Here is a 26,858-nt window from a genome sequence, read left to right on the forward strand (position 1 = left end):
CCAAGTAAAGGCAGCAGAAGAACAGACAATGCAAGGCGTTGGCCAAAAGGTTGAAAAGGCCAACATTAAAGAAATGGTTTATAACGTCAGTGCCGCTGTTTCCAATGCCATTTTGGTCACCTTGGGAATGGGCTTGCTGTTACAAACCATTGCTGGCTTTATCCACTGGGCACCAATGGTTGAGTTGGGAGCCATTACCAAGATCTTGTTGCCAGCCGCCTTTGGCGCTGCAATTGCCTCACAAATGAAAACCAATACGATGGTGATGTTTTCAGCGATGGCGGCCTCGACCGTCGGCGCCAACGCGGTCTTTTTCACAACAGCACCTCAGCAATTGGCAACTGTCACTGGTTATTCCAGCATGCAAGTTGCCGGTTCAGCGGTCATGACCACTGGACAACCAATTTCGGCCGTTTTGGCTGGACTGGTTGCCGTCATCTTTGGTAAGTGGCTGTCGGGTAAGACGCCACTAGATATGGTAATTGTACCGGCTGCGACTACCATTGTTGGAACGGTTGCTGGTTACTACTTGGCCATTGTGACAACTCCAATCTTGGTTGCCATCGCTAAGGGCGTAACTGCCAGTGTTGCTATCAGTCCCATTATTGGAACGGCTGTGGTTGCCATGGTCTTTGGAGCTTTGACGATGACACCAGCGTCAGCTGCCGCTTTAGCAGTTGCAATCGGTGCTACTGGGGCAACCTCTGCTGATGCCGCGGGTGCGATTTTGATTGGAACCACCGCCGTTTTCGTTTCGTACCCAGCAATGTCTTTCCATGAAAATAAAATTGGGGCCACAATTGCCCAAGGAATCGTGACACCGAAGATTCAGTTCCCAAATATTGTTAAAAATCCGCTGTTGTTAATCCCACCAATGGTTGGCGCAGCGGTGGCTGCTCCGATTGCCACGATGATTTTCCATATTACGGTTCCTTATGCGATGGCCGGGATTGGCTTTAACTCCTTTATTGTCCCACTGGCCTTAGCAGGGAAGAACATCGGAATTTTTGCTGCCTACATGGTAGTTGGTGTCGTCGTTCCAGCTGCAATTTCCTTTGCAATTTATTGGGGAATGCGGAAGGCTGGTTGGATTAAGGCCAAGCAAACGCATCTGGAAATGATTTAATAAAAAACTCGACGAATTTTCTCATCGTGCTATAATAATTTTATCATTTAAAGAAAAGAGGGTAATGACATGACACAATCAAACAATCACTTCGTTGCCCAAACTCAAATTATTATTATCAGCTTACTAACAACTTAACTAGTAGGTTGATTTTTACTGATCAGTTACTAGCAAATTAGTAACTGAGTGGAAGAGGTCCTAACGCTTAGCGCTAGGACCTCTTTTCTTTTGAGTTTGGAGAAAGGATAAGCAGATGGATGCAAGAGTAGAGAATCAAACAGTAGAAGAGGAGTTGGCCCTGGCCAAGGAAGCGATGACGCCAGCCAAGCCAACCAAAGAAGCTTGGCGTGAAACAGCCTATAATGTTAGCGCCGCGATTTCAAATGCCATCTTGGTCACCCTAGGAATGGGCTTTTTGATGCAGTAGGTTGCAACGTTTGTCCATTGGGAACCTTTTTTGCAACTGGGCTTGATTGCCAAAGTAATGCTCCCGGCCGCCTTTGGGGTCGCGGTGGCTTCCCAGCTTAAAACCAACACGATGGTCATGTTTGCCGCCATGGCAGCTTCGACGGTTGGTGCCAATGCGGCCCTTTTCACCACTGCCCCCCAGCAGCTTTCAACGGCGACTGGCTTTACCAGTGTCCAAGCTGCTGGCTCGGTTGTGCTGACAACAGGTCAGCCAATTTCGGCCGTCTTGGCAGCTCTGGTGGCCGTCTTATTTGGTAAGTGGCTCAGTGGGAAGACACCGCTTGATATGATTATCGTGCCAGCCCTAACGACCTTGGTCGGCACCGTTTCGGGCTATTATTTGGCCCGGGTCACCACACCTGTCCTAGTTGGAATGGGCGAGGGAATTGCAGCGACCGTTAAGTGGAACCCCGTATTGGGAAGTGCCTCGGTGGCGATGCTCTTCGCTTTCTTCTTGATGTCACCGGCTTCATCCGCCGCCTTGGCGGTTGCCATCGGAGCAACGGGGGTGACGTCACCAATCGGGGCCGGGGCCATGTTAGTCGGGACAGCAGCGATGTTTTCTTCATATCCAGTCATGTCGGCCCATGAAAATAAGGTCGGAACCTTTATCGCCCAGGCCTTTGTCACACCAAAGATCCAGTTTCCAAACTTGGTCCGCAACCCTTGGCTCTTTTTGCCACCGGTTGTTTCAGCGGCGGTTTCGGCCCCAATTGCAGCAGTTGCCTTTCATTTGACGGTGCCATTCTCACTGGCAGGGATGGGTCTGACTTCTTTGATTGTGCCGCTGAACCTGATGAGCTCAAACCCAGGAATGCTAATGGTCTTCCTCGGCTTTGGCGTGGTCTTGCCAGCAGCCTTGTCCTACTTGCTTTATCGGTTGTTGCGGTCCTTTGGTCTAATCAAGTCAGGACAAACTCACCTCGACTTAATCTAACTTTGAAAATCCCTGGTCGGGGATTTTTTATTTCGGAGATATTGACACCCTGTCATTTCGTGGTAAACTATTCCTCGAATTTAAAAAATGACACTGTGTCATTATTGGAGAATGATTATGCCAAAACAAACTTTCCTAAACTTAAAAGACAAAAAGCAGGGCGAGATCACCCAAGTTTTGCGGGGAGAATTTTCAAAATTCTCGCTCTTAGAAGCCAACGTCAACCATATTATTAAAGACGCCGGGATTTCGCGGGGGTCTTTTTACACCTACTTTGACAGCCTGGAAGACGCCTACCGCTATATCCTAGCCGAAGTTTTGACGGTGATCCACGAAGGGATTTTCGACCAGGACCCTTACCAAGCAGCAATCGACTTTATCAACCAGGCCGAAGAAAGCCCCTATTATGACTTTCTCCGTCATTACTATGTTGTCAATGAAGTCGTGCTGAAGGCCAACCAGCCAGCAGACGGTCAAGCCTTTAATGCAACGGCAATCAAAAAAGACTTACCAGCCTTCCGTGATGCGGTGGTCGTCCACCAGCTAATCCGGTCTTACTTCCTGTCGCCAAGTGATAAGGCTGGGATTATTGAAGTTTTGCAAGCAATGAAAAAGGAATAACGATGTTTTTAGCACTCAAAGAAATTAAAAAAGAAAAGCTGCGCTACGGTTTAGTTCTAGCAGTCGTCGCCTTGGTAGCCTACTTGATCTTTATTTTAACGGCCCTGGCCCTTGGCCTAGCAAACCAGAATACGACGGCGGTCAACAGCTGGCAGACTAAGTCGGTTGTGCTTAGTAAGGATGCGAACGGGGACCTGACCCAGTCGCTTTTGACAAAAGACCAGGTTGACCAGGTCAGGCACTCTGACCAGGACTTGCTTTCGGTAACGCCTGGAATCTTGAAGAAGGGGAACATTCGCCAGTCATCAATTTTCGTTGGTTTATCCAAGGACAGCCAGGTTCGCCAGACCATCAAGATCGCCAAGGGCCGGTTGTGGCAGACCAAAAATGAAGTCGTGCTGTCAACTGATTTTGAAAATCAGAAAATCAAGCTTGGCCAACGTGTCAAAATCGGCCTGAACGACCAAGTCTTGACAGTTGTCGGCTTTGCCAAGAGTGCGGAATACAACATGGCGCCAATCGTTTATGGGTCTCAGTCGCAGTGGGGTGTCATTAAGGGCGTTACTAGCCAGTACCTCGGCTCTGGCCTTGTTAGTCGCCACCAAGTAGCCAGAGTAAACAAGCAAAACTTAACAGTCCTATCAAAATCAGAGCTCTTTAATAAAATGCCCGGCTATAGCGCTCAGAACAAGACCTTTCTCTTTATGATCGGGTTTTTAGTGGTGATTTCGGTCGTTGTGATTGGTATTTTCCTCTATATTTTGACGTTGCAGAAGATGAAAAACTTTGGGGTTTTGCGGGCTCAGGGAGTTCCTAGTGCCTATTTGGTGAAAAACACCCTGGTCCAGACAGTCGTAATGATGGTCGGTTCTGTTTTGATCAGCTTGATTTTAACAGCCTTGACCTCCTTAGCCATGCCGGCGGTTGTTCCGATGACTTTCAACTGGTCGGTGATGGTAGCGGTGGCACTAGCCCTAGTTCTGATGGGGCTAGTCGGGGCCTTAGTCCCAGCCCGGTTAATTAATAAGATCGACCCAGTGGTTGCAATTGAGGGTTAACAATGAAAAAGATTGAATTAAGCAATGTTAGTAAAATTTTTGGCCAGGCTGGTCAAAACCAGGTTAAGGCCCTGGACAAGGTTGATTTTTCGGCCAATGCCGGAGAACTGACCTTGATTTTAGGTCCGTCCGGGACTGGGAAAAGTACGCTCTTAACAGTGATGGCCGGCCTCCAAACCCCTAGTGCGGGAACCGTCCGGGTTAATGGCCAAGAGGTCGACCAGCTATCTAAGAAGGCCAAGGACCACTTCCGCTTAGACCACCTGGGCTTTGTCCTGCAGTCCTATAACCTGGTCCCCTATTTGACGGTCCAAGAGCAGTTTGACCTGGCTGCCAAAGTTAAAACGGCTGGCAACCTGGCCAAGGAAATCTTTGATAGGTACCTGGACCGCTTGGGCATTAAGGGCTTGCTCAACCAATACCCCGGCACATTGTCCGGTGGCCAAAGCCAACGGGTTGCCATCGCCCGGGCCCTTTACACCAACCCGGACATTATCCTGGCCGATGAGCCGACCGCCTCGCTCGATAGTGCCAAGGTCAACGAGGTTGGCCAGATTTTACAAGAAATTGCCAATAATGAAGGTAAAGCGGTCGTGGTGGTTACCCATGACGACCGGCTGAAGCAATATGCCGACAAAACCTACCAGCTACTAGATGGACAGATCCGACTAGCAGATTGGTAAATCATCTCACTAAGCTAGACCGGGTGAGGGTCTGGCTTTTTTAGTTGATGGTTTCGTTAGGCCCGTTAAACCCTGGTGGCATGGGCTGAGATCAGACTTTTTTCTTTTTGCTGGACCCTTCTCAAACAAAAATTAAGGAAATTAGTAAAAAGGGGTTGCAAGATTAAACCGAGGTGTTATAATTATTAAAAATTGATAATAAAAACGATTAGGAAGTAGTAATCCTTGGTCTTGTAGGACAGTGAAGTGCTGGTTGGTGAAAAGCACGTGCAAGCTTGGATGAACGTCACCTAAAGGTGTATGCGATATTAAACCATACTGGGCGCTCCCATTATAGAGCTGACGATTAGTAGTTTTGATCGAATAACGAGTGATGCTTTTTAAGCATAAGTAAGGTGGTACCGCGTGAAAACGTCCTTTAGTCTATATGACTAAAGGGCGTTTTTTTATTATCAGAAAATGAGAAAAGAGGAGCAGGGGATGTTAGAGAAAAAGAATTGGAGCTGGCAATGGCTGCTAGCGATGTTGGTATTTGTATTTGCCAGCCTAAGTGCTGGCCAGGTGGCCCACGCTGATGACGGCCTGCAAAAAGTTAAAAAGGCCGGAGTCTTGAAGGTGGCGATTTCACCGGATTACCCACCTTATGAATTCCAGACTAGCAAAAACGGCAAGTCAACCGATGTCGGAATGGATGTTGAAATTGCCAAGCAGTTGGCCAAGGACTTGGGCGTAAAGCTTGAGCTCGATAATATGGACTTTGGTTCTGTCTTAGTCGCTGTGCAAACTGGTAAAGATGATATGGCTATCGGGGGTATTAACCCGACCGATGAACGTCGGCAAAGTGTTGATTTTTCAAAAATCTACTATAACGGTGGTCAAAGCTTCTTGATTGCCAAGAAGAACGCGAATAAGTACAAGTCTCAAAAGGACTTGGAAGGCAAAACGGTTGGTGCTCAAACCGGAACCCTCCAATATGACTTAGCCCAGCAAAAACTAGCTGGTGCTAAAGTTACCGGAATGGATAAGACACCGAACCTGATCTTTGCTTTGAAGACTGGTAAGGTCGCTGCGGTTGGAATGGAAAAGCCGGTCGCTGAAGCCTATGCCCAAAACGACAAGTCTTTGAAGGTTGTTTCATCAAGCTACAAGTTGGATGTGAATGAAACTGGTGCCGCTATCGCGGTTGCTAAGAACAACCCTGAATTGGTCAATGCCATTAATAAGTCACTGACTAAGATTCAAAAGCATGGTTGGATTGAAAAGTACTTAAAGACAGCCGCCACTTACATGAAAGACAACACCGACGATACTTCGATGGTACGGTACTGGCATTACTTCTACAATGGCTTCACTTACACAACCTTGATTGCCTTGGTTTCTGTTGCTGTTGGAATTGCCTTTGGAATTCTCTTGGCTTTGATGAAGATGTCCAAGTACAAGCTGTTGTCTTGGCCAGCAATTTCTTATATTGAAATTGTCCGGGGCACACCAATGATGGTTCAAGTTCTCTTGGTTTACTTCGGTTTGGGCGCTTTGATCAATTTGCCGGCCTTAACCGCTGGAATTATCGCAGTTTCGCTAAATTCAGGAGCCTATGTTGCCGAAATTATCCGGGGTGGGATTACCTCCTTGGATAAGGGCCAAAAAGAAGCCGCTAAGAGTCTTGGTTTGAGCCAAAAGGACACGATGCGTTTTGTGATTTTGCCACAGGCCTTTAAGAACATCTGGCCGGCTCTCGGAAACGAATTTATCTCAGTCATTAAGGAAAGTTCGATCGTTTCGATTATCGGGGTGACCGATTTGGTATACGAATTGAACATTGTCCGGGCCGACACCTACCGGGGTGTTGCACCGATTGTGGTCGTGATGGTGATTTACTTCTTGATGACCTTTATCCTAACCCGGTTGTTGAACTACTTCGAAAGGAAGATGCAGCATGACTAACCCACTAATTTCAATTAAAAACTTACAAAAGCAGTTTGGTGATAACGCTGTCTTAAAAGATATTAACGGCGATATCAATGAAGGCCAGGTGATTACCATCATCGGTCCGTCCGGGTCTGGTAAGAGTACCCTGCTCCGTAGCATTAACCAGCTCGAACGACCAAGTGCCGGTGTCGTTGACTTTGACGGCACGAACCTGGTGGACCAGACTGACCAGCAATTGGCGAAACTGGGTGAGCAGATTGGGATGGTCTTCCAAAGCTTTAACCTCTTTCCAAATATGACCGTTTTAGCCAACTTAAAACTGGCCCCCATGCGGGTTAAAGGGCTCTCAGATGCTCAGGCACAAGAAATTGCGATGAAGTATTTGACTAGTGTTGGCTTGGCCGAAAAGGCCGATGCTTATCCTAAGTCCTTGTCTGGTGGGCAGCAACAACGGGTAGCGATTGCCCGGGCCTTAGCCATGGAACCAAAGGTCTTGTTCTTTGACGAACCAACTTCGGCCTTAGATCCCGAAAACGTCAAGGAAGTCTTGAAGGTAATCAAGTCATTGGCCGACGGGACGATGACGATGGTGGTTGTTACCCACGAAATGAACTTTGCCAAAAAGGTTTCCGATGAAATCTGGTTTATGGCCGACGGCATTATCCAAGAAAAGGGTAGTCCCGAAGAAATTTTCAATAACCCACAAAATCCAAAGACCAAGGACTTCATCGGTAAGGTTTTGGAAGATTAAGTTCGATGTGCTTGCCAAGCATCGAACTAGATAAAAAGGTTACATGCACTGAGGGGGAGTCAAACCGTCTCACCCCAAAAATAAGACATTTCAGTAAAAATAGAGGAGAAAACTCATGACAGAAAAGATCGTACTCGCATATTCAGGTGGACTTGATACATCCGTCGCTATTCCTTGGTTGATTGACAAAGGCTATGAAGTCATCGCCGTTGTCTTGGACGTTGGCCAAGGTGGTAAGGACTTGGATGCCATCCAAAAGAAGGGACTCCAAGTGGGCGCAGCTCAGTCGATTGTCGTTGATGGCAAGGATGAATTTGCTGATGAATATGTGGCGCCAGTTATCTTAGCAAATGCCCTTTACGAAGGGGCTTACCCATTAGTATCAGCCCTATCACGTCCGTTGATTATTAAGAAGCTAGTCGAAATTGCCCATGAAAATGGTGCAACGGCGATTGCCCACGGCTCAACTGGAAAGGGAAATGACCAAGTTCGTTTCGAAGCAGCCATCCATGCTTTGGATGCAGACTTGAAGATTGAAGCCCCAATCCGTGACTTCCACTGGTCGCGTGAAGAAGAAATTGATTACGCCAAGGACCACGGTGTACCGGTTCCAATCGGCAAGGAATCACCATACTCAATTGATGCCAACTTGTGGGGCCGGGCCAATGAAGCCGGCATTTTGGAAGACCCCTGGAACCAGGCCCCAGCTGATGCCTGGGGGATGACAGTTGCCCCAGAAGAAGCACCCGATGAAGCCTTGTTCTTAGACTTGGATTTTGAAAATGGTTTGCCCGTTGCATTAGACGGTGAAAAGCTACCATTATCACAACTAATTGTGAAATTAAACCAAATCGCCGGAGCCCATGGAATCGGCCGGATTGATAAGATTGAAAACCGTTTGGTTGGAATCAAGTCCCGTGAAGTTTACGAGGCTCCAGCCGCAGCCGTCATTATGACCGCCCACAAGGACTTGGAAGACCTAACCTTGGAACGTGACGTCGCCCACTACAAGCCAATTTTGGAACAAAAGGTGACGGATTTGATCTATAACGCCTTGTGGATTACACCGCTCTTCGATGCCTTGCAGGCCTTTATGCAAGACACCCAAAAGGTTGTTAACGGAACAGTTAAGATGAAGCTTTACAAGGGTCAGGCGGTGGCCGTTGCTCGTAAGTCAGCTCACAATTCGTTGTATAACAAGAATTTGGCCACTTATACCGCAGCCGACAGTTTCGACCAAGTTGCCGCTGGTGGCTTTATCAAGCTCTGGTCTTTGCCAGGCATGGTTTACGAACAGGTTAACCACGTTCATTCCCAGTCAAAGTAAAGTAGTTAGTAGAAAGAGGATTGCCTATGTCAGATAAGTTATGGGGTGGCCGGTTCACCGGTCAAGCAGCTAGTTGGGTCGATGAGTTTGGCGCTTCGATTGGCTTTGATTACCAGTTGGCCGATGAGGACTTGGAAGGTTCACTGGCCCATGTCAAAATGCTTGGCCACCAAGGAATTATTGCACCTGAAGAAGCCGAACAAATCACAGCTGGTCTGCACGACCTCCAAGCTGACCTGGCTGCTGGCAAATTAAAGTTCTCGATCCAAAACGAAGACATCCACCTCAACATGGAGTCCTTACTGACCGAAAAAATCGGCCCAGTGGCAGGCAAGCTGCACACGGCCCGGTCCCGGAACGACCAAGTTGCCACCGACTTTCATCTGTGGGTCAAGCACCGTCTGCCGGCTGTCAAAGCAGTCATAACAGACCTGCAAAAGACCTTGCTAAAGCTAGCAGAAGAAAATGCGGACGTGATTATGCCGGGCTATACCCATATGCAGCACGCTCAGCCAATTAGCTATGGCCACTATCTGTTGGCCTACTTTGAAATGTTCCAACGGGACTTTGAACGCTTTGAATTTAACGAAAAGCATACCGACAAGTCACCGCTTGGGGCTGCCGCCTTAGCCGGGACGACCTTTCCAATCGACCGGGAAATGACGGCAGAAGAGTTAGGCTTTGCCGGTGTTTACCATAATTCCTTGGATGCCGTGTCCGACCGAGACTTTGCCCTGGAATTCTTGAGTAACGCTTCAATTCTAATGGTCCACTTGTCACGGTTGGCAGAAGAGCTAATCCTTTGGGGCACCTATGAATTTAATTACATCGAGCTTTCAGATGATTTTTCAACCGGATCATCAATCATGCCCCAGAAGAAAAACGCTGACTTCGCCGAATTGGTCCGTGGCAAAACCGGGTCTGTTTTTGGCAGCCTGATGGGCTTGCTGACGGTGATGAAGGGCTTGCCGCTAGCCTATAACAAGGACATGCAAGAAGACAAAGCATCTACCTTTGCTACGATGGATACCATTTTGGCCGCGGTCAAGGTCTTTACGGGAATGCTGTCAACTATGACAATCCATAAGGAAAAAATGGCTGCGGCTACTAAGGACGACTTTTCCAATGCCACCGAACTGGCTGACTACTTAGCAACGAAGGGGCTCCCATTCCGCCAGGCCCATGCAGTGGTTGGTGAGTTGGTGTTGAAGGGCATTCAAACTGGTCAAAGCCTGCAAGAAATGCCTCTGGCTGACCTGCAAGAGGCTAGTTCCTTGATTGAAGAAGACGTTTACCAAGAACTTGAATCAGATGTGGCGGTTAACCGTCGGACTTCACTCGGTGGCACGGCTGTCACTAATGTTTTGAAAGAAGTGGAGTCTGGGAAGAAGTCTTTATCGAACCGATAAAAACTATTGCAGATAAATCAATCCGTTGCTAGTTAGCAACGGATTTTTCTTTAAAAAAGATGTTATAATATTCTTACAAATGAAGGGACGGGCGTAAGCCTACCCAAAAAATCTGTTGTCGGCTAACAACAGATTTTTTTATTTGAGTAAAAATAAAAAAAGTGGGCCTCGACCGGCTAATCGAGGCCCACTCTGGCTATCACTTTCGATCAAGCCTTCGTTTTAGCCAAAATCGAACTAAAAACGTTAAGGACGATTTCAGTATATCGAAAATCAGCTGAAGCACAAATGAAGGAATCAAACCTTTCTCCTCCTTTCCAACGCCTTCTTTGGCGCCTAATGAGTTATACGGAAAAGGAGTCAATTAATTACAAAAAGCCAACCTTACCCAGAAATCTTTCTAAGTAAAGTTGGCTTTTGATTTGTGTTTTTAAGAGCTGGTTGTAGGCCCACCGACAATAAAAACGAGCAAAACAACCATCGTGTGTATAACATCAATAATTGTCAAAGTTTATCAACACATATCCATGCCCATTTTCTTGTATGAATCTAAGCTCTTAATTTTTAACTCTTCAACAGTGCAGCCCCGTTCTTCGGCTAAGGCGTTCATCAAAGTATCCATCATCATTAAGTCGTACTTCTTTTCAGGTTCTTCTTTTGTCCAAACCTGCATTTGTGCCATCATACCACCATCTTCGTGCTCGATGATGTGGCAGTGGTACATGAAGACTCCTTCGTAGTTGAACTTCATCTTGATGCGGACAGTTTCGCCAGGGTTAACCGAAACGGTGTCTTTGTAGCCGAGTTCGTTGGGGTAAGGGGCCTTACCGTTACGCGATACGATTTGAAAAGACCCACCGTGCATGTGGTAGGGGTGGAGCATTCCGCCACAACAATCGTTGGTGTTGGTGATGTCCCAGTACTCGGATTTACCAAGTTCTTGCCGGTCATCAATGCGCATCATGCCAAATTTCTGCCCGTTTATGCCAACCTCTTCGTCGGTTCCAGACAAAACGACCTGGTGGATGTGGGCATTTGGTTCGGGGTCAGGGTAAGGTGTGTTAGCCAAAACGGCAGGAATTTCACTGTCGTCCTTGGCAAAGTCTTTGATATTAAAGGTCAAAATTGGCGTGTCATCAGAGAAAAGGGTGACGGTGTCGCCTTCCTGGTAGTCCTTGAAGTCCAAGATGAACTCGGCCCGCTCGGCGCAGGTAATCATAAACTTGGTCATCTGCACGGGTTCAGGCAAGAGGCCGCCATCCGAAGCAATCTGGGTCATGACCAAATCGTCTGACAAATGCAGGCGCCATTCGCGCCTGTTCGACCCATCCAAGAACCGGACCCTTAACTTTTGCTTGGTGACATCAAAACTTGGATTAACAGTTCCATTAATCAAGGCAGTCGGACCGGCCGTCCCATCGGGGTCGTAATCGGCATCGTAGTCCCACTGGTTATCCTCGTGGAATCGGCGATCTTGCAACACCAGCGGAATATCATCGACCCCGTATGTCCGAGGCAAATTGAGGCTTTCTTCGTGGTCGTCTTTAACCAAGACTTCTGTGGCCAGCCCATGCCAGACATCCCAACCCGTCAATGGGCAGGGGTGGGCGTGGAGCCAAGTGGTTGAGGCCGGTTGGTCAACTTTAAAGGTGATTTCTTTGCTTTCGCCTGGGTAGACTGGAGCGTGGCAGCCCCCGTCAGTAAACGGACCGGGAACGTCTAGTCCGTGCCAGTGAAAGGTCGTCAATTCCGGCAAACTATTCTTTAGCATAACGTGATAAGTTTTTCCGCTTTGGAAAACAATAGTTTGCCCCAAGAGACTTTGGTTGTAACCCCAGGTCTTGGTCTTTTGGCCAGGAACAATCTGGGTCTCACCCGGCTGAGCGTGAACCGTCATCCAGACGTCAGTATCAGTTTCCTTGTCTGGCTTCAGTAATTCTGGAATGTTCAACGGTACCTGCGGTGAGTCGTAAACTTCCAAAGGGACGTAGCCACCGTCATGGTAGTCATAGGCCGACTCATTGAAAAAATAATCGTCGTAAATGGTCTTTTTTGTCTGTGCCATTATTCTTCTCCTTCTTTTCTCTATCGCCATTATACTAGAATTATTCTACTTTTGGTAATATTTGTGGTATTCTTGACACATTGAGAGAAAAAGGAGAGAGATAATGTCATTTAACCGAATTTTTCATTTTGTCATGGTTTTAGTTTGGGTCTACACGATTTACCTGGTGACGACCATGCAAGACATGGAGGCCATGTATGTGATGGCCGGCGGCATGCTGGTTCAATCACTGTACGCAGCCCTATCTAACCAAAAAAACTGCTAAATTTTTATTTTTTTAGCAAATAAAAGCCCAGCCCGGTTATCTAACCGAGCTGGGTTTTGTGTATTATTCTTCCTTTTGCTTTCGTTTTGGCCAGTAAGGAAAGGCCCACATGATAATGGCCGTCCCAACAACTGCCAAGGTTACGCGCAGCCAAAAAGGGTATTGGGCAAAGAAGTGATAGATGTTGCCGTGAACTTCCTTATTGAAAAAGTTGGCTACATTAATGACGGCTTCTGTTAAGGCAATTCCCCAAAAGATAATTGCCCGGTAATGTTTTTTAATCATAGCTTCTCCCGTTTTCTCTCTTTACTAGGAAAATTTTACAGGATAGGTTCTAATCTGAAAACCCCTAATTAAAACAAAAAAGGCACCGAGCTCCAGAGGGAGGACGGTGCCTTGGTTTGCTAATATTAGCCAACAATCTTCTCAATCTGCTTCAATTCGCTCAACTTCCATGACACATATGAGGTGTTATCAGGTGAAGTTTCGGTCACTTTCACAACTGGGACGTTGTTTTGCTTAGCGAGTTTGACAATCTTCGATACTGACCCACCCGTTGTCTGGGTGTTGTCAACCAAGAAGGCAATCTCGTGGTTCTTAATCTTGTTTTGGACATCGGCCAAGATGGCAGGAGATGGGTCGTTTCCTTGTTCGATGGCTTCAGAGAAGTCGTTTCCAACAAGGTTAACACCGAGGGCTTCGAGCATGTACTCGTAAACCGGTTCGGTCTCCAAGACTTCCTTGCCAGAGGTCTTCGCCTTTAATTCATTGATTTTCTTTGTGAGCGGTTCGAGCTTTTTAGCGTAGTCCTTAGCGTTTTGCTGGTAGTCAGCCTTATGCTTAGGGTCTTTCTTGCTTAATTCATCTGCCAAACCTTGGGCAGCCTTGACCATGTTGTCAGGGTCGTTCCACAAGTGTGGGTTAGCATTGTCGGCCTTGTTTAGGATCTCAGCCACGGTGACCACATCCGTGTTCTTGGATGTCTTGGCCAACTTGGTTAGCCAGGCATCATAACCAAGCCCGTTACCAAAGACGATGTCGGCATTTGAAATCTTTTTAGCAACGGAGTTGGTTGGTTCGTAGTCTTCTGGTGAGACGGATTGCTTGGTAATTACGGCTGAAACATCAGCGTGCTTGCCAGCAACGTCTTTGGCGAGCTCAGCATAGACATTGGTTGAGGCAACAATCTTTAATTTGCCATCATCTTTTTGGCCCTTTTCGCTAGCTTCTTGCCAAAGGGCGATGCCCAAGACAACGACAATAATCGCCGTCAAAACTGAGACGACTGCGGTAGTTCTTTTCATCTTCATTCCTCCAATGGGGGTATCAGGTGATCGGGTTGCCCAATTTTGCTGGCAACCAGCAGCTCATCGAGAATCTCCTTTAATTCGGGGGTCAAAACGAGGTCTTTACGGTAGGCAAAGCCGACTTTAAAGACCGGTTGGTCCTCATCTTTAATTGGTAAAGCAGTCACGCCGGGAATTGACAAAGCCTGGTGGGCAGCCATAAAGCTAATACCGCGGTTTTGTCGCACTAAGTTTAAAATCCCGTAGGGTTCTGACGAACTGAATAGGACGTTGGCTTGAAAATGAGCAGACCGGGCAATTTGCTCGAAGGCTTGCTTGTGGACAAAGTTACCCTTTAATAGGATAAAGTTTTCATCCTTGAGCTCTTCAAAACTGATGGCAGCCCTGTCTGCTAGAGGGTGGTCATCTGCGACCAAGACCGCAAAGGACTGCTCGTCAAATGGAATTAAGTTGAATTCGCTGTGGTCGATGTTTCCCAGGTAGCCGACAAAGGAAGCATCAATTTCACCGTTCTTCAACTTTTCGATGGCCTCTTGGGCCCCGACTTCCACGGTTTTCAAATGAGCCAACGAATGGTCCGACAATGCTGTTGCAATCGCAGGGAAGTAGGCAATCTGGATAATTGGCGGTAGGCCAATTAACAAAGTGTGGTCGTTTATCCGCTTAATTTCGGTCAGGGACACATCGTATTGTTCGACCATCAAAAGGGCATGCTGGCGCAAGACTTCGCCGGCGTGACTCAGCGAAATGTTCTTGTGAGCAGTACTCCTGGTAACCAATTTAGTGCCAATCTCTTTTTCCAAACGCTGGATAGCGAGTGAAACAGTTGGCTGCGAAATTTCAAATTGGTCCGAAACCTGTGAAAAGTTCCGGTACTTAGCTAAGGCTAAGAAATATTGTAGGTCGGTTATCCGCAATTGCTTATCTCCATGGTCATTTTCATGTATTATTCAAGCCACCTTCTATTATAGCAAATCCTGTCAAGCCCAAGGGTTATGGCTCAGGACGATTAGGGGTGAAGTGTTGGTTATTTTCAGATTTTATTATAGCGTATATATTTTATTTTTAATATATATGATATAATCAAAGCATGAAAAAAACAGAATTCGAATCATACAAGCGACCTAATGGCCGAGATGAATTTGATGAATGGCTACAGCAGTTGCCGTTATTAGATCGGGCCAAAATGTTACGGGTCATTGCCGATACACAAGAACAAGGGCTATTAGTTGCTCAGCGAATGACGTGGGTCAAAAAGATAGAAAAGGAAAAAAATTTATACGAGTTACGTAGTAAAACTGCTACTAATATTCAACGAGCCTTTTATTTTCATGTAGAGGAATCCCGTTACATTATTACACATGGTTTTACGAAGAAAACCCAGAAAACCCCTTTATCAGAAATTAAACACGCTCTTGACTTACGAAAAGAATGGAGGAGTCAGAATGAAGATAAATGATATCTTAGCTCGCGAACTACAAAATGAAGAATTTGCTAAACTATATCAACATGAAAAAGAACATTCTGCCACAGCACTTGCATTATATTATGCAAGAGAAGAAGCGGGACTTACCCAGGCAGATTTGGCGGAGCGAGCGGGTGTTCCTCAAGCCACGATTGCTCGTATTGAAAGAGGCGATAACGTAACTTTTGATAAAATGGATGAGATTGCTCATGCAATGGGGAAGCACCTTAAAGTAGAATTCGTTAATTAAAAAATCCAGTTGAGTTGAATCAACTGGATTTTTTGTTTCTTATTATTCGAAATACATAATCAATAATAAATGTTGCCACCATATAAGGAATCGCGATGGCAGCTAGGTAAGCCCAAAAGCTTAAGTGCAGGTGGTCAACGATCGCAGTAATCGTGAAAAAGGCAATTAGGTAGCAAATCACCGGCCAAATCCGTTCTTTTTTAAACATTCTCTCAGTCCTCTCTTTTTCTTCTGATGGTATTTTATCTTACCCAATCGGATTTGTATATATAGATAGAGATATTAGACAAGGGGGAGGAGCATCGTATAATATCTTTGAAAAGAGATATAGAGGGTTTTCCTTCTAAATTTAAAATCCATTGCCTGCTAGCAATGGATTTTTTATTGAAAAAGCCCCGTCCTGGCAGATGATTAGTTCATTTTAATCCCAGGTGATATACCAGTTCTTTTTATCTTGGGTTTCTTGTGCTTTTTGACCAATATCGGCCAGTTGCTTTCGGCGCTCATCAGACAAGTTGCCTTTAATGCGATTTTGAAATTTTTTATATTCCTCTTCATTTAGCTCAATAATATTATCGGTTGTGCGCATAATTGCCATGGTGACACCTCCTCATGCGTGATTCTATCGCCAGTATAACACCTCTATTTGAGGAATAAATCAGGCTGAGTGGATGTTAAATAAAGGTTTGGTTGAATGTATAACATTATGAAGGATAACCTAGTTTAGACCAATACAGATGTTTACCGTGTTATAATATGAATATAAAAAGGGGAGGCAAAAGGCCTCTTTTCAAAAGTCATTGTCTGCCAACAATGACTTTTTTTATTGAAAAAGTCCCGTCCTGCCAGACGAGACTTAGATGATTAGTCCTTTCGGTTATCTAACCATTTTTGCAGATTGATGAGGATTAATCCAGAGATAACTGTACTCACAATATCGCTCAAAAACTGCAATATAAAAAAGGGGAGGTTCATCAAAAAGCCTCCTTTCCGGTGCCGTGGAGCGAGCACCTAAAAACAGTTTACAATAAAACCCAACGAATTATAATAATATTTTAAAATAACGAGATGTATTTATAAAATAAGTACAAATAAAGCCAAATTGTATAATATCATAAAACAAAAGAGCCGCTCCTATTTTAGGAGCGGCTCTTTATTTGAAAAATGTTTACTTATTAGTCAAAGCTTAGTCAGCTGACAAAGCGTCGATTGGGTTCAACTTAGATGCGCGACGGGCTGGCAACATAGCGGCCAACAATGAGATCACGAGGGCTAAGACGAAGGCGGTCAAGACATTGCCAAATGAGATTTGAACAAAGGCGTAATCAGCAGTGCCCTTCAAGGCGGCGTTGACACCAACCTGGGCCAAGAAGGCAAAGGCAGTGGCAAAGATTGCTGAGAGAAGACCAGTAATCAATGATTCGGTAATGAACAACCATTGGATATCGCTCTTAGCTTCACCGATGGCCCGCAAGATTCCGATTTCCTTGGTACGGGCGGAAACTGACATGTACATCGTCACGATAATCATCAAGGCTGAAACAATCAATGAGATTCCGGCGATGGTTGCCAAAACGTTGGTTGCCAAGTTGACGTAAGTTTGGGCTTGGTTAATAATGCTCATCACTGAAGAAGTGCTGTACAAGCGGTTAGATGAACTATCCTTAATCTTGTCAATCTTCTTAGTGGTTGCTTTGACGTTGTCCATGTCATCAATCTTCAAGTTCAATGAAGTTGGGGCAGTTGACAAACCAGCCTTGGCCATTGCATCGGTAAGGGTTTGAGTATTGATAATTCCTTGACCAACACCTTGGCTGTTAGCCTTCACAACTCCACCAATTTTGGCGTTGATTGTAACGGTGCTTGCTGATTGTCCGTTTTGAACTTGGTAAGTCAAAGTGACGTCCTTACCAACAGCGTCCTTGTAGTTGGTGATACCAAGTTGCTTTGTAACTGTGGTTTCATCCAAGAGCACTTCGCCAGACTTAGGCTTGTGGCCAGCTTCGATGGAGTCAGTCGTGTCTTCGGAAGTCCAGTTAGCCAAAGTTGTGACAGTGGCATTCTTACCATTGTAAGAAGCGGTCACGTTCGATGCGTTGTAGGAGTTTTCAACCTTAGAAACGTGGCTAACGCCCTTGATTTGCTTGATTTGGTCATCAGTAAAGCTTTGCTTATTACCAGACAACAAGGCGGCAATGTTTGATTGACCCTCTGATTCCTTACTGTAGCGAGAAACTGTGACGGATTGAGGGTTGGCCACCTTGGTAATCTGGTCACTAATATAACCAGAAATTCCATTACCAAGACCTGAGAACAAGACCACAGCAAACAAACCAATGGCCGTTCCCAAGATAATCAAGGAATTGTGCTTCAAGTTGTACTTGAAGTGCTTGGTAGCGGTCCGGATACTTGCGCTCTTTGGAAGTGGGCGTGAACCAAGCATTTCCTTATCGGTAGCGCCAAATGCAGGCTTGATCCGGTCGTCAGATTCGATTTGGCCTTCGGCCAAACGGACAATCCGCGTACCGGCATCAGCAACCGCCTGTGAGTGGGTAACCGTAATAACCAAACGGCCTTCCTTGGCAATTTCATTCAACAAGTCCAAGACTTCTTGAGTGTTTTCGGCATCCAAGGCCCCAGTTGGTTCATCGGCAATGATGACCTTTGGGTCAGAAGCAAGAGCTCGAGCAATGGCAACACGTTGCTTTTGACCACCAGATAACTGGTTGGGGTACTTCTTCATTTGAGCACCCAAGCCGACCTTTTCCAAGAGTTCCTTGGCCCGGTCTTCACGTTGCTTCTTATTTAAAGTCGTCATATCCAAAGATACTAAGACGTTGTCAAAGACTGACAAGTGAGAAACCAAGTTGTAAGACTGGTAGATGTAACCGATTGTCTCACGACGGTACCGGTCCAATTCCTTTTCTTGCTTGTGGTCAAGCAACTTGCCCTTCACTAAGACTTGGCCAGAGAAGTTTCGGTCCAAGCCACCGATGATGTTCATCAAAGTTGACTTACCACCACCAGATTCACCAAGAATTGACACGAAGTCACCGAGGTCAAAGTCAAGGTCAATTCCTTTTAGGACAGGAAATTCTTCCTGGCCCAAGAAATAAGACTTTTTAATGTCTTTTAGCTCTAAGTATGCCATATGCTTCCTTTCAACAATAAACTTAAATATGGATTGACTATATTAAACCTTTTATTGAAATAAATGTCAAGCTATTATAAAATAAATTTATCGATAAGGAGAGAGCCTTTGAAACGAGAAGAATTAAAACAATTAAACCGGCAAAAAATCTTAAAAGCCGCCACTGATTTGATGGTTGAAGACGGAATACGAGCCACTGGATTAAAGGATGTTAGCCAAGCGGCCGGCATCTCAATCGTCACGATGTATAAGTACTTCTCAACCAAAGAAGACTTGGTTGAGCAGGTCGTCTTGGACTACCATAAGGTTCACTTTGAACCAATCGTGAAAATGGTTCAAGACGAAGATGCTAGTTTTGCCCAAATTATTCAGGCCTTTAAAAAGGAGAGCGAGGACAGTGCTATCCGTTTAGGAATGGCGACTTTCAAAGAGTTCCAACAGGTGATTAAACAGTCACAAGTTGTCGAAGACTACCTATATAATAGTCAGATGTCTCTGATGTATTCTTTAATTAAAAAAGGCCGGGAAAGTGGTGAGATTCAAACAACTGCCAGCGATGACGTTATTTTGATGGTCCTATCCTGGGTCTTTGCAGAGCTTGGTAAGATCGATACAGACTTAAGCCCCAAGCAAATTGAAGGGCTCCAAGCCTTCTTCCAGTATGGTGCGGCTGGCCGGCCCAAGAATGAGCCGGGAGCCTTTGACCAAATCAACCAAGGTTAACCTCAAATTATTTTATTTCAATTTGAGGCTTTTTTTATGCCTTATTTTACCTAAAGGTTACGGATGTAATCGATAAAACAACGGCTCAAAAAAAGTGTTGGAGATATTGGTAGAAATAGCCTGCAATTTGTCAGCAAACTGTCTCATTATAAGGAAAAGTGAGGATAAGCTACCTGTTTGACTATACTTTTTCTCCAGGAATAAAATAATTTTGTTAAATAGCACGGGAATTTCCCCGGGTTAAAGACTAAAAAAGGAGCCGTCTCATAATGAAGACACCAATCGAAATTTTGAATAACCCCTTCTTGAACAAGGGTACTGGCTTCACGATGGAAGAACGGAAGGAACTCGGCGTTGCCGGCTTGCTTCCTCCTCGTGTGCAAACGTTGGAAGAACAATCTGACCAAGCCTACCAACAGTTCTTGTCTAAGCCATCTGACTTGGAAAAGCGCTTGTTCTTGATGGAAATTTTCAACACGAACCACACATTGTTCTACTACTTGTTCTCACAACACGTGGTTGAATTTATGCCAATCGTTTATGATCCAGTGATTGCTGACACGATTGAAAACTACTCAGAATTGTTTGTTGACCCACAAAACGCTGTGTACTTGTCAATTGACGAACCTGACGTAATGGAATCAGCCTTGAAGGCTGGTGCCGATGGTCGCGACATCAAGTTGATCGTTGTAACTGATGCCGAAGGTATCTTGGGTATCGGTGACTGGGGTACTAACGGTGTTGATATCGCCGTTGGTAAGTTGATGGTTTATACTGCAGCTGCTGGTGTTAACCCTGAAAACGTTTTGCCAGTTGTCTTGGACAACGGAACCAACAACCAATCATTGTTGGACAACCCAATGTACTTGGGTAACCGTCACGAACGTGTTCGCGGTGAAAAGTACACGCAATTCGTTGACAGCTTTGTTGAAGCTGCTGAAAACTTGTTCCCTAACTTGTACTTGCACTGGGAAGACTTCGGTCGTTCAAACGCCGCTGTTATCTTGGACAAGTATAAGGACAAGATTACGACCTTTAACGATGACATCCAAGGAACTGGTATCATCACTTTGGCAGCCGCTTTGGGTGCCATGACGATTACTGGCGAAAAGTTGTCTGACCAAACTTATTTGACATTCGGTGCTGGTTCAGCCGGTGCAGGTATTGCCAACCGGATGTACGAAGAAATGTTGCAAGAAGGTTTGTCAGAAGAAGAAGCCCGCAAGCACATCTACATGGTCGACAAGCAAGGTTTGTTGTTCGATGATATGGATGACTTGACTCCTGAACAAAAGCCATTTGCGCGTTCACGTTCAGAATTCGCCAACGCTTCAGAATTGACGAACTTGGAAGCCGTTGTGAAGGAAATCCACCCAACAATCATGGTTGGAACTTCAACGCAACCAGGTGCCTTTACCAAGGAAATCGTTCAAGAAATGGCCGCTCACACTGAACGCCCAGTTATCTTCCCATTGTCTAACCCAACTAAGTTGGCTGAAGCAAAGGCTGAAGACTTGCTTGAATGGACTGATGGTAAGGCCTTAATCGCCACTGGTATCCCTGTTAACCCAATCGAATACAAGGGTACTACTTACGAAATCGGACAAGCTAACAACGCCTTGGTTTACCCAGGACTTGGACTTGGTACTATCGCCTCAACCGCTAAGGTTTTGAACGATGAAATGATTTCAGCTGCAGCCCACTCACTTGGTGGTATCGTTGATACTGCTAAGGCCGGTGCCGCTGTCTTGCCTCCTGTTTCAAAGTTGAGTGTCTTCTCTGAAACAGTTGCGATTGCCACTGCACAGTCTGCCGTTGACCAAGGAATTACGAAGGAAAACATTTCTGACGTAAAGAAGGCCATCGAAGACTTGAAGTGGGAACCTAAGTACTAAGATTTAGTACATTCTCTTCACAAAAACAAACAAAAACAAACAAAGCAAAGCAACAAATAGGAAAAGGACGTTAAGTCCTTTTTTTAGACGAAAGAACTTCAAGTGGGATGACTAAAAATGCTCCTTTTACTAGTCATATTCTCCTACTTTTTAGTCTTGTTTGAATGCTGTTGCTGTTTGATAACAACCTAGTCGGTAATTAGGTCACATCAGAACCCGTTCCTGCGTCAAGATTGTCCTCTTTGATGCAAATAATTTTAAAAGAATTAACTTTGTTCAGGGGGATGATTGTGCAAAGCGTTGGGCGCCTCACCTTTCACCGATGGCCTTACTCGAACTCTTGCTTGAGTTTTGGATGCCTACAGATCCATTAACTTAGCGCATTGTTTTTGTCATGTTCTAGCAAATAAAAACCGGGCAACCGCAGGTTAATCCCTGTGGTTGCCCGGTTTTTTATTTGTCAGCCTTAGTCAAAACTCTTTGTCCTAGCCTTTATTAGTGCACTACAACCAACCAAAAGGGCATCATTAACGTGGCTGCAATCGTGGAAACCAGCGAGATATTCGACGCTAACTGACTTTCCTTGTTAAAGGCCATCGCGTAGTTAACAGCGACGGTTGCCACCGGGGCGGCCATCATAATTACCATTGTCGCTAAGGCGACATCATTCACGGCCAAAACATGGGCAGCAGAAGCGACGACTAAAACACCCGAAAAAGCCGCAGGGACTAAGACAACTTTGGCCAAGGAATAGTACCAAGCTGTTTTGTTGGTCAAAGCTTTTTGAATTGGTACGTTGGCTAGGTTGGCACCGATGGCAAGCCAAATTAGTGGGGCGGCCAAGCCGGCTAAGAGCTTCAACCAGGCATACAACCAAGGTAAGGTTAGGTCAATCCGGTAAAAGGCGGCGTGGGTCAATACTCCGGTGGTCGCATCATGGGCTGCCACCGTTGGCATGATTGGTTGCAAGACCCAGAGAAACAGTCCTAGGAAAGTCGCAATGATGTTGGGGTTTAATAGGAGGGTTTTGAGGTGCTTTTTTTCAAAACTTTGCCCAGACATTTTGATATAGGCATAGGAATATAGTAAAATCCTGTAAACAATGTCAAAGACCGAGGCATACATGATGCCCTTAGCCCCGTACAAGGCCCCGGCGATGGGCATCCCAAAGAAAGTTGTTGAGCCAAAGGTGGTTAAGACTCCCAAAACTGACCGCTTTTCACGGTCATAGTGGGGGTAAAGCAGGGGTGCTAGGACAATCAGTGCCAGGTAAACAATCACGGCCCAGATCAAGACGTTGACCGCTTGGCGAAAAATTGTTTGGTTGAGTGGCGTCAAAAAAGAGGTAAAAGCCAAGAGGGGCAAGGCGACCGACATGGTCAGTGAGGTCAGTGTTTTGACGGCATCTGCCGTTAGAATTTCACGGCGGCGGATATAGTAACCCAAGACGATTGTCCCGATTGTTTCGAGAATGGCGGTCAAAAAGGTACTGCTCGTAAAGGTGCTGGTAATCGCTGCAAACATATTGTCCCTCGCTCTCTAAGTTAAATCGGCTTTTTCTCGATTATAGGGGCGAATTATACGAAAGAGCGGTCTTTTGTCACATAACATAACACCGTAACCGTGGCTGCAAGAGCTAAACCGAGGGTGTTTTTTCTAATATAAGTGGACTGGCCCAACTGCTGGCAGTAATTCCTTGTCATGCTTTTAGTTACTGAGAACTTTAAAAATCTAACCGACAAATTCACCCGGTTTTACCAAAAAGTTGTCGTCAAAGTCGTGGGCTCGGGCATGGTCGAAGTTTGTTAAAGAAGTCGAAACCATATCTTCCAGGGCGTTTTCCGTATAAGAACCTAGGTGAGGTGTGACAATTACCCTAGGATAGAGAGACTGAAAGGTTTTCATGATGGAGCCGGGTTGGTAAAAGGCATCGGGTTGGTCCTGGCCGAAGTACTGGTTTTCGTGGGTCACCACATCGGTGGCAAAGCCGGCGATGGTTTTGTTCTTGATGGCCTTGATGATTGCCCGCTCATCGGTAATTTCACCTCGGGCGGTGTTGACCAGGATGGCGGAGGGCTTCATTTGGGCTAGTTCAGTTTTGCCAAAAAAGCGACCATCGATGCCAGGAATATAAGGGGCGTGCAGGGAAACAATGTCGGCCTCAGCCAAGACAAAGGCTAAAGTCCCATACTTAATTCGCAGGCTGGACCCGGCGCCAATGGCACTGTTGATATCAAAGCCAATTACGGTTGCACCAACACCTTGCCAGAGTTTGGCTTCAGCTAGGCCAATCCGACCGGTGCCAACAATCCCAACCGTCAAGGAGTGTAATTCCGGTTTTAAGGCTAAGTTTTCGACCCGGAAGTCGGCATTTTGACTGTTTGAAATTGCCCGAGTTAACTGGCGGTGTTGGATAATGCCAAGCGTAAAGGCCAGTTCTGCCACGGCAAAGGGGGAATAAGCCGGTACATAGGCGACAACTTGCTTGTTTTTTCGAGCAGCGTTTAAATCAATATGGTTATAGCCGACGGTCCGAGTGAAGACGTAGCGAATACCGAGCTGGTTGAGCCGGTCCAAGACAGTTTTGTCGGCCTGGTCGGAAGCCCGGATTAAGACGCCGTCGCAGCCAGCTGCCATGTGAACGGTGTGCAGGCCGAGGTGCTTGCTAGTTAAGACCAGGTTGTACCGGTCTTGGTTAATTTGTTGGAAGTAGGGGATTTCGTTCTCGCGGGTTCCAAAAGACAAAATTTTAAAAGTCATTATTCTCTCCTTCCTGTTTTCACTGTGTTAGTACTTGTAAAACCATTAGCCATAGTGGCATTGCGACTGTGGCAGCAATCGTCGAAATTAACGAAATGTTGGCCGCTAACTGCCCCTCTTTGTTAAAGGCAATTGCGTAGTTGACCGCCACGGTTGCGACCGGGGTTGCCATCATTACGACCATCGTTGCCAGGGCCACTTGGTTGACTGCCAGCAATCCTAAGGCTGAACAAGTGGTGACTAGGCCGGCAAAGATGGCGGGAATGCAGATGATTTTTACAAAGGAGTAGTACCAGGCGGTTTGGTTGGCCAGGGCCTTAGTGACAGGGGTGTTCGCCAAGCTTGCGCCAATTGCCAACCAAGCCAAGGGGGCTGCTAACCCTGCCAACAACTTTAGCCAGGTGTAGACCCAGGGTAAGGTTAAGTCGATCCGGTAAAAGGCGACTTGAACAAGAGCCCCACCGACCAAAGGCTTAGCCGCAATCGTTGGCATGACCGGCTGCAAAACCCATAAAGCCAGGCCGATAAAAGTCGCCAAAACAATTGGGTTCACCAGCATTGTTTTGAGGTGTTCTTTTCGAAAAGTCTGTCCGGACAAACGGATATAGGCGTAGGAATACAAGAAGATCCGGTAGCCGATATTAAAAACGGAGGCATACATAATTCCTCTGGCCCCATACAAGGCGCCGGCAATCGGCATCCCAAAGAAGGTTGTCGACCCAAAGGATGAGAGGACGGCTAAAACGGTTCGTTCTCCCCGAGAGTACCTGGAATAAAAGAGTGGCGTTAAAATAATCAAGGCCACGTAAACGACAATCCCCCAAACTAAAACCGAGGTGGTTTGCTGTAAAATTTCTTGGTTTAACGGTACTAAAAAGGAAGTGAAGGCTAAAAGTGGCAGGGCGACAGACATTGTAATCGAAGTTAAAGTCTTAACGCCATCCCGGCCAATCACTTGGTGGAAGCGGAGCCAGTAGCCAAGGCTAATCGTGCCAATCGTTTCTAAGATTGCCGTTAGAAAGGTTGGCTTGGTAATTGTTTCAAGGACAGAGGAAAACATGGTGGGACTCCTTTCGTGAATAAAATAACAATTTGTGCCTCGATTATAGCACGAAAGTTTATATTTTATAATTTAATTGCGAATTTTATACATTTTAAAACAAAAAGTACAAGAAAAAAGACCACTGTCCGAAAGAATCGAACAGTGGTCGATATTTTATTTGGAAAAAATTTAATCAATCTTCCGCCACTTAGCATCAAAGGCGAAGCGGGCGACAAAGAGTCCGAGTGGCAGGAACATCATAATCAAGATCGCCTTGGTGACCCATTCGGCCCCGGTACCGATGTTATTCAGCCCGAGGTTGTAAACCCCGCGGTAGATGTAAAGACCAGGCACCATAATCACAATTGACGGCACGGTCAGCGTAATCCGGGGGTAAAGGGTCCGGTGGTTAATGCAAGAGGCCAAGAGGCCAGCGATTAAGGCTCCGATAAAGGCAGCCGCTGCCGGCTGGAAGTGGACCAGTTCGACTAATTCTAACCGGGAGGTGTTGGCGACCGCCCCAATCAAGCCGGCTGTCATCGCCATCTTGGCCTTGGAATTAAACATCACCGAAAAGCCGAAGACCCCAGCAAAGGAAGCGGCTAACCGGCAGAGTACTAATGGTACTAGTCCTAAGCCTTGCGGCAAAAAGTTTTGCGGCTGAAAACCAAAGACCAGGGCCAGCAGCCAGCCGACCAAGGTTGCTGTGATGATTGTCAGCAAGGCAAAAGTCAACCGCTCCAGTCCCGACCGCATGTCATTCTTGGTGATATCCAAGATACTGGTGATGTAGGGGAAACCGGGGATGACAAAGAGTAAGGCCCCGATGTAGCCGGCTTCGTGGGCCGATGCCACTGGCAAGAATAAGGCGAGTAAATGCAAAACGATAAAGTAGGTCAAAGAGGCTGCCCCAACGCCCAAGGCAGTTGTCGCCACCGAAGTCCAATGGTGGGCGCCCAAAACCTTGCGGGTGTACTGGCCAATGCCGGCTCCAAAGAAGCAGCAGACCATTTCGATCCAGCCACCACCGAGCAAAAAGATAAAGCCGGCACAGGCTAAGCCGGCCGCCAAGCCGGATTGGATTTTCGAATAGTTACTTGGTTCTTGCTTGATTTCACTCAAGCGCTGGTGGATTTCCAACGGGGTCTTGTCAGCGTAATCGCTGGCAAAGTGCAAAACAAAGTCCCGCAACAAGGCCAACTTGTGGGTGTTAACCCCAGAGCTTGGCAAATTCAGACTTTCAGTGAAGGATTCAACGCCGTCAAAGCAGGTGACCGTTAACGAAGTAAAACCAATATCGGCTGAACAAGTCATCTGCAAGGCCCGGGCAACCGTGTTCATCGCATCCCGAACCCGCCAGGCTCCAGTCCCACAGGACAAGAGCAAGAGCCCAACCCGGCCAACAATCGAGGCCCGGACCCGGAGCGAAGCCTCCCGGGCAGGAACGGGCTCGCCGGCAATCACCTTCTCCCAGCGGATCGCCATATGGTGGTGGAGTCTGCCGGGATTATTGGTATCTGCCAGAGCGGCCTTAGTCGTTTGCGTGGTCATGGTTTTTCCTTCTTTAGAGAGCTTCTTAAAAACGTCAATATAGGTAATATGATAGGCTTTTGGCCCTTGTTTTTC

General features: G+C 46.3%; 23 protein-coding genes and 1 pseudogene. 14 read left to right on the top strand and 10 right to left on the bottom strand.

The annotated features are described in order from the left end of the window. Positions 1-28 precede the first annotated feature (28 nt). From AC5162_RS03215 to argH, 9 genes and pseudogenes are all read left to right on the top strand, one after another. Positions 29-1,126, top strand: a complete 1,098-nt coding sequence (locus AC5162_RS03215; protein WP_496533894.1) for a PTS sugar transporter subunit IIC — start codon at positions 29-31, stop codon at positions 1,124-1,126. 298 nt (positions 1,127-1,424) lie between these two features. Beyond that, positions 1,425-2,531 (top strand): annotated as a pseudogene (locus AC5162_RS03220) (PTS sugar transporter subunit IIC). Positions 2,532-2,648: 117 nt separating this feature from the next. After that, the gene (locus tag AC5162_RS03225) at positions 2,649-3,152 is read left to right on the top strand and encodes a TetR/AcrR family transcriptional regulator (RefSeq protein ID WP_496533808.1); all 504 of its coding nucleotides are present in this window, start codon (positions 2,649-2,651) and stop codon (positions 3,150-3,152) included. Between the two features lie 2 nt (positions 3,153-3,154). After that, positions 3,155-4,210 (top strand): ABC transporter permease, encoded by a 1,056-nt coding sequence (locus tag AC5162_RS03230; RefSeq protein WP_496533809.1) that lies wholly within the window; start codon positions 3,155-3,157, stop codon positions 4,208-4,210. A 2-nt stretch (positions 4,211-4,212) separates the two neighbouring features. After that, positions 4,213-4,893: an ABC transporter ATP-binding protein gene (locus AC5162_RS03235; RefSeq protein ID WP_496533810.1), complete on the top strand. Its 681-nt coding sequence runs from the start codon at positions 4,213-4,215 to the stop codon at positions 4,891-4,893. Positions 4,894-5,373: 480 nt separating this feature from the next. Continuing rightward, positions 5,374-6,837, top strand: a complete 1,464-nt coding sequence (locus AC5162_RS03240; RefSeq protein ID WP_496533811.1) for an ABC transporter substrate-binding protein/permease — start codon at positions 5,374-5,376, stop codon at positions 6,835-6,837. Continuing rightward, on the top strand, positions 6,830-7,573 hold the full coding sequence (locus AC5162_RS03245) for an amino acid ABC transporter ATP-binding protein (protein ID WP_496533812.1): 744 nt from the start codon (positions 6,830-6,832) through the stop codon (positions 7,571-7,573). Before AC5162_RS03240 ends, AC5162_RS03245 begins: the two co-directional genes overlap by 8 nt. A 115-nt stretch (positions 7,574-7,688) precedes the next feature. Further along, a complete protein-coding gene (locus tag AC5162_RS03250) occupies positions 7,689-8,900 on the top strand; it encodes an argininosuccinate synthase (protein ID WP_496533813.1) in 1,212 nt (403 codons plus the stop codon). Positions 8,901-8,926: 26 nt separating this feature from the next. Continuing rightward, positions 8,927-10,309, top strand: a complete 1,383-nt coding sequence (argH, locus tag AC5162_RS03255) for an argininosuccinate lyase (RefSeq protein WP_496533814.1) — start codon at positions 8,927-8,929, stop codon at positions 10,307-10,309. 514 nt (positions 10,310-10,823) lie between these two features. On the opposite strand, the gene AC5162_RS03260 is transcribed toward argH, so the two are convergent. Then, positions 10,824-12,374, bottom strand: coding sequence for a multicopper oxidase family protein (locus tag AC5162_RS03260; RefSeq protein ID WP_496533815.1), 1,551 nt, complete (start codon positions 12,372-12,374; stop codon positions 10,824-10,826). A gap of 103 nt (positions 12,375-12,477) precedes the next feature. On the opposite strand from AC5162_RS03260, the gene AC5162_RS03265 reads away from it, so the two are divergent. Then, positions 12,478-12,639 carry a hypothetical protein gene (locus tag AC5162_RS03265; RefSeq protein ID WP_496533816.1) on the top strand — a complete coding sequence of 54 codons (162 nt, stop codon included), beginning with the start codon at positions 12,478-12,480 and terminating at the stop codon, positions 12,637-12,639. A gap of 63 nt (positions 12,640-12,702) precedes the next feature. On the opposite strand, the gene AC5162_RS03270 is transcribed toward AC5162_RS03265, so the two are convergent. From AC5162_RS03270 to AC5162_RS03280, 3 genes are all read right to left on the bottom strand, one after another. After that, positions 12,703-12,924, bottom strand: a complete 222-nt coding sequence (locus tag AC5162_RS03270; protein WP_496533817.1) for a hypothetical protein — start codon at positions 12,922-12,924, stop codon at positions 12,703-12,705. A 125-nt stretch (positions 12,925-13,049) separates the two neighbouring features. Beyond that, positions 13,050-13,943, bottom strand: a complete 894-nt coding sequence (locus tag AC5162_RS03275) for a metal ABC transporter solute-binding protein, Zn/Mn family (RefSeq protein ID WP_496533818.1) — start codon at positions 13,941-13,943, stop codon at positions 13,050-13,052. 2 nt (positions 13,944-13,945) lie between these two features. Continuing rightward, positions 13,946-14,863, bottom strand: coding sequence for a LysR family transcriptional regulator (locus AC5162_RS03280; protein ID WP_496533819.1), 918 nt, complete (start codon positions 14,861-14,863; stop codon positions 13,946-13,948). 173 nt (positions 14,864-15,036) lie between these two features. On the opposite strand from AC5162_RS03280, the gene AC5162_RS03285 reads away from it, so the two are divergent. Together AC5162_RS03285 and AC5162_RS03290 are read left to right on the top strand one after the other, a co-directional pair. After that, positions 15,037-15,405, top strand: a complete 369-nt coding sequence (locus AC5162_RS03285) for a type II toxin-antitoxin system RelE/ParE family toxin (RefSeq protein ID WP_496533820.1) — start codon at positions 15,037-15,039, stop codon at positions 15,403-15,405. Next, on the top strand, positions 15,392-15,661 hold the full coding sequence (locus tag AC5162_RS03290) for a helix-turn-helix domain-containing protein (RefSeq protein WP_496533821.1): 270 nt from the start codon (positions 15,392-15,394) through the stop codon (positions 15,659-15,661). Before AC5162_RS03285 ends, AC5162_RS03290 begins: the two co-directional genes overlap by 14 nt. A 421-nt stretch (positions 15,662-16,082) precedes the next feature. Here the strand turns inward: AC5162_RS03290 and AC5162_RS03295 are convergent, their stop codons facing one another. Then, complete coding sequence (locus AC5162_RS03295) at positions 16,083-16,259, bottom strand: hypothetical protein (RefSeq protein WP_496533822.1); 177 nt, start codon at positions 16,257-16,259, stop codon at positions 16,083-16,085. A gap of 588 nt (positions 16,260-16,847) precedes the next feature. Next, positions 16,848-18,812: an ABC transporter ATP-binding protein/permease gene (locus tag AC5162_RS03300; protein WP_496533823.1), complete on the bottom strand. Its 1,965-nt coding sequence runs from the start codon at positions 18,810-18,812 to the stop codon at positions 16,848-16,850. 108 nt (positions 18,813-18,920) lie between these two features. Between AC5162_RS03300 and AC5162_RS03305 the strand changes: the two genes are divergently transcribed. Together AC5162_RS03305 and AC5162_RS03310 are read left to right on the top strand one after the other, a co-directional pair. After that, entirely contained in the window at positions 18,921-19,535 is a 615-nt protein-coding gene (locus AC5162_RS03305; RefSeq protein WP_496533824.1) for a TetR/AcrR family transcriptional regulator, read from the top strand. 269 nt (positions 19,536-19,804) lie between these two features. After that, positions 19,805-21,430, top strand: a complete 1,626-nt coding sequence (locus AC5162_RS03310) for a malolactic enzyme (protein ID WP_496533825.1) — start codon at positions 19,805-19,807, stop codon at positions 21,428-21,430. Positions 21,431-21,925: 495 nt separating this feature from the next. On the opposite strand, the gene AC5162_RS03315 is transcribed toward AC5162_RS03310, so the two are convergent. The 4 genes from AC5162_RS03315 to AC5162_RS03330 all read right to left on the bottom strand — a co-directional run bounded on the left by AC5162_RS03315 (position 21,926) and on the right by AC5162_RS03330 (position 26,783). Continuing rightward, positions 21,926-22,954 carry an AEC family transporter gene (locus AC5162_RS03315; RefSeq protein ID WP_496533826.1) on the bottom strand — a complete coding sequence of 343 codons (1,029 nt, stop codon included), beginning with the start codon at positions 22,952-22,954 and terminating at the stop codon, positions 21,926-21,928. 207 nt (positions 22,955-23,161) lie between these two features. Beyond that, positions 23,162-24,190 (bottom strand): NAD(P)-dependent oxidoreductase, encoded by a 1,029-nt coding sequence (locus tag AC5162_RS03320; protein ID WP_496533827.1) that lies wholly within the window; start codon positions 24,188-24,190, stop codon positions 23,162-23,164. Positions 24,191-24,209: 19 nt separating this feature from the next. Next, positions 24,210-25,250: an AEC family transporter gene (locus AC5162_RS03325; protein ID WP_496533828.1), complete on the bottom strand. Its 1,041-nt coding sequence runs from the start codon at positions 25,248-25,250 to the stop codon at positions 24,210-24,212. 171 nt (positions 25,251-25,421) lie between these two features. Continuing rightward, positions 25,422-26,783, bottom strand: coding sequence for a threonine/serine exporter family protein (locus AC5162_RS03330; protein WP_496533829.1), 1,362 nt, complete (start codon positions 26,781-26,783; stop codon positions 25,422-25,424). Between the last annotated feature and the right edge of the window lie 75 nt (positions 26,784-26,858).

It is taken from the genome of Fructobacillus sp. ChS1-6f1-1-27, from assembly GCF_059579415.1.

Bases quoted from the DNA above. Each gene is read 5' to 3' on its own strand.
- argH (WP_496533814.1), top strand. From the start codon at position 8,927: ATGTCAGATAAGTTATGGGGTGGCCGGTTCACCGGTCAAGCAGCTAGT.
- AC5162_RS03260 (WP_496533815.1), bottom strand. From the start codon at position 12,374: ATGGCACAGACAAAAAAGACCATTTACGACGATTATTTTTTCAATGAG.
- AC5162_RS03300 (WP_496533823.1), bottom strand. From the start codon at position 18,812: ATGGCATACTTAGAGCTAAAAGACATTAAAAAGTCTTATTTCTTGGGC.
- AC5162_RS03215 (WP_496533894.1), top strand. From the start codon at position 29: ATGCAAGGCGTTGGCCAAAAGGTTGAAAAGGCCAACATTAAAGAAATG.
- AC5162_RS03230 (WP_496533809.1), top strand. From the start codon at position 3,155: ATGTTTTTAGCACTCAAAGAAATTAAAAAAGAAAAGCTGCGCTACGGT.
- AC5162_RS03275 (WP_496533818.1), bottom strand. From the start codon at position 13,943: ATGAAAAGAACTACCGCAGTCGTCTCAGTTTTGACGGCGATTATTGTC.
- AC5162_RS03310 (WP_496533825.1), top strand. From the start codon at position 19,805: ATGAAGACACCAATCGAAATTTTGAATAACCCCTTCTTGAACAAGGGT.
- AC5162_RS03320 (WP_496533827.1), bottom strand. From the start codon at position 24,190: ATGACTTTTAAAATTTTGTCTTTTGGAACCCGCGAGAACGAAATCCCC.
- AC5162_RS03330 (WP_496533829.1), bottom strand. From the start codon at position 26,783: ATGACCACGCAAACGACTAAGGCCGCTCTGGCAGATACCAATAATCCC.
- AC5162_RS03250 (WP_496533813.1), top strand. From the start codon at position 7,689: ATGACAGAAAAGATCGTACTCGCATATTCAGGTGGACTTGATACATCC.
- AC5162_RS03240 (WP_496533811.1), top strand. From the start codon at position 5,374: ATGTTAGAGAAAAAGAATTGGAGCTGGCAATGGCTGCTAGCGATGTTG.
- AC5162_RS03245 (WP_496533812.1), top strand. From the start codon at position 6,830: ATGACTAACCCACTAATTTCAATTAAAAACTTACAAAAGCAGTTTGGT.
- AC5162_RS03265 (WP_496533816.1), top strand. From the start codon at position 12,478: ATGTCATTTAACCGAATTTTTCATTTTGTCATGGTTTTAGTTTGGGTC.
- AC5162_RS03315 (WP_496533826.1), bottom strand. From the start codon at position 22,954: ATGTTTGCAGCGATTACCAGCACCTTTACGAGCAGTACCTTTTTGACC.
- AC5162_RS03285 (WP_496533820.1), top strand. From the start codon at position 15,037: ATGAAAAAAACAGAATTCGAATCATACAAGCGACCTAATGGCCGAGAT.
- AC5162_RS03225 (WP_496533808.1), top strand. From the start codon at position 2,649: ATGCCAAAACAAACTTTCCTAAACTTAAAAGACAAAAAGCAGGGCGAG.
- AC5162_RS03295 (WP_496533822.1), bottom strand. From the start codon at position 16,259: ATGGCAATTATGCGCACAACCGATAATATTATTGAGCTAAATGAAGAG.
- AC5162_RS03325 (WP_496533828.1), bottom strand. From the start codon at position 25,250: ATGTTTTCCTCTGTCCTTGAAACAATTACCAAGCCAACCTTTCTAACG.
- AC5162_RS03270 (WP_496533817.1), bottom strand. From the start codon at position 12,924: ATGATTAAAAAACATTACCGGGCAATTATCTTTTGGGGAATTGCCTTA.
- AC5162_RS03235 (WP_496533810.1), top strand. From the start codon at position 4,213: ATGAAAAAGATTGAATTAAGCAATGTTAGTAAAATTTTTGGCCAGGCT.
- AC5162_RS03290 (WP_496533821.1), top strand. From the start codon at position 15,392: ATGAAGATAAATGATATCTTAGCTCGCGAACTACAAAATGAAGAATTT.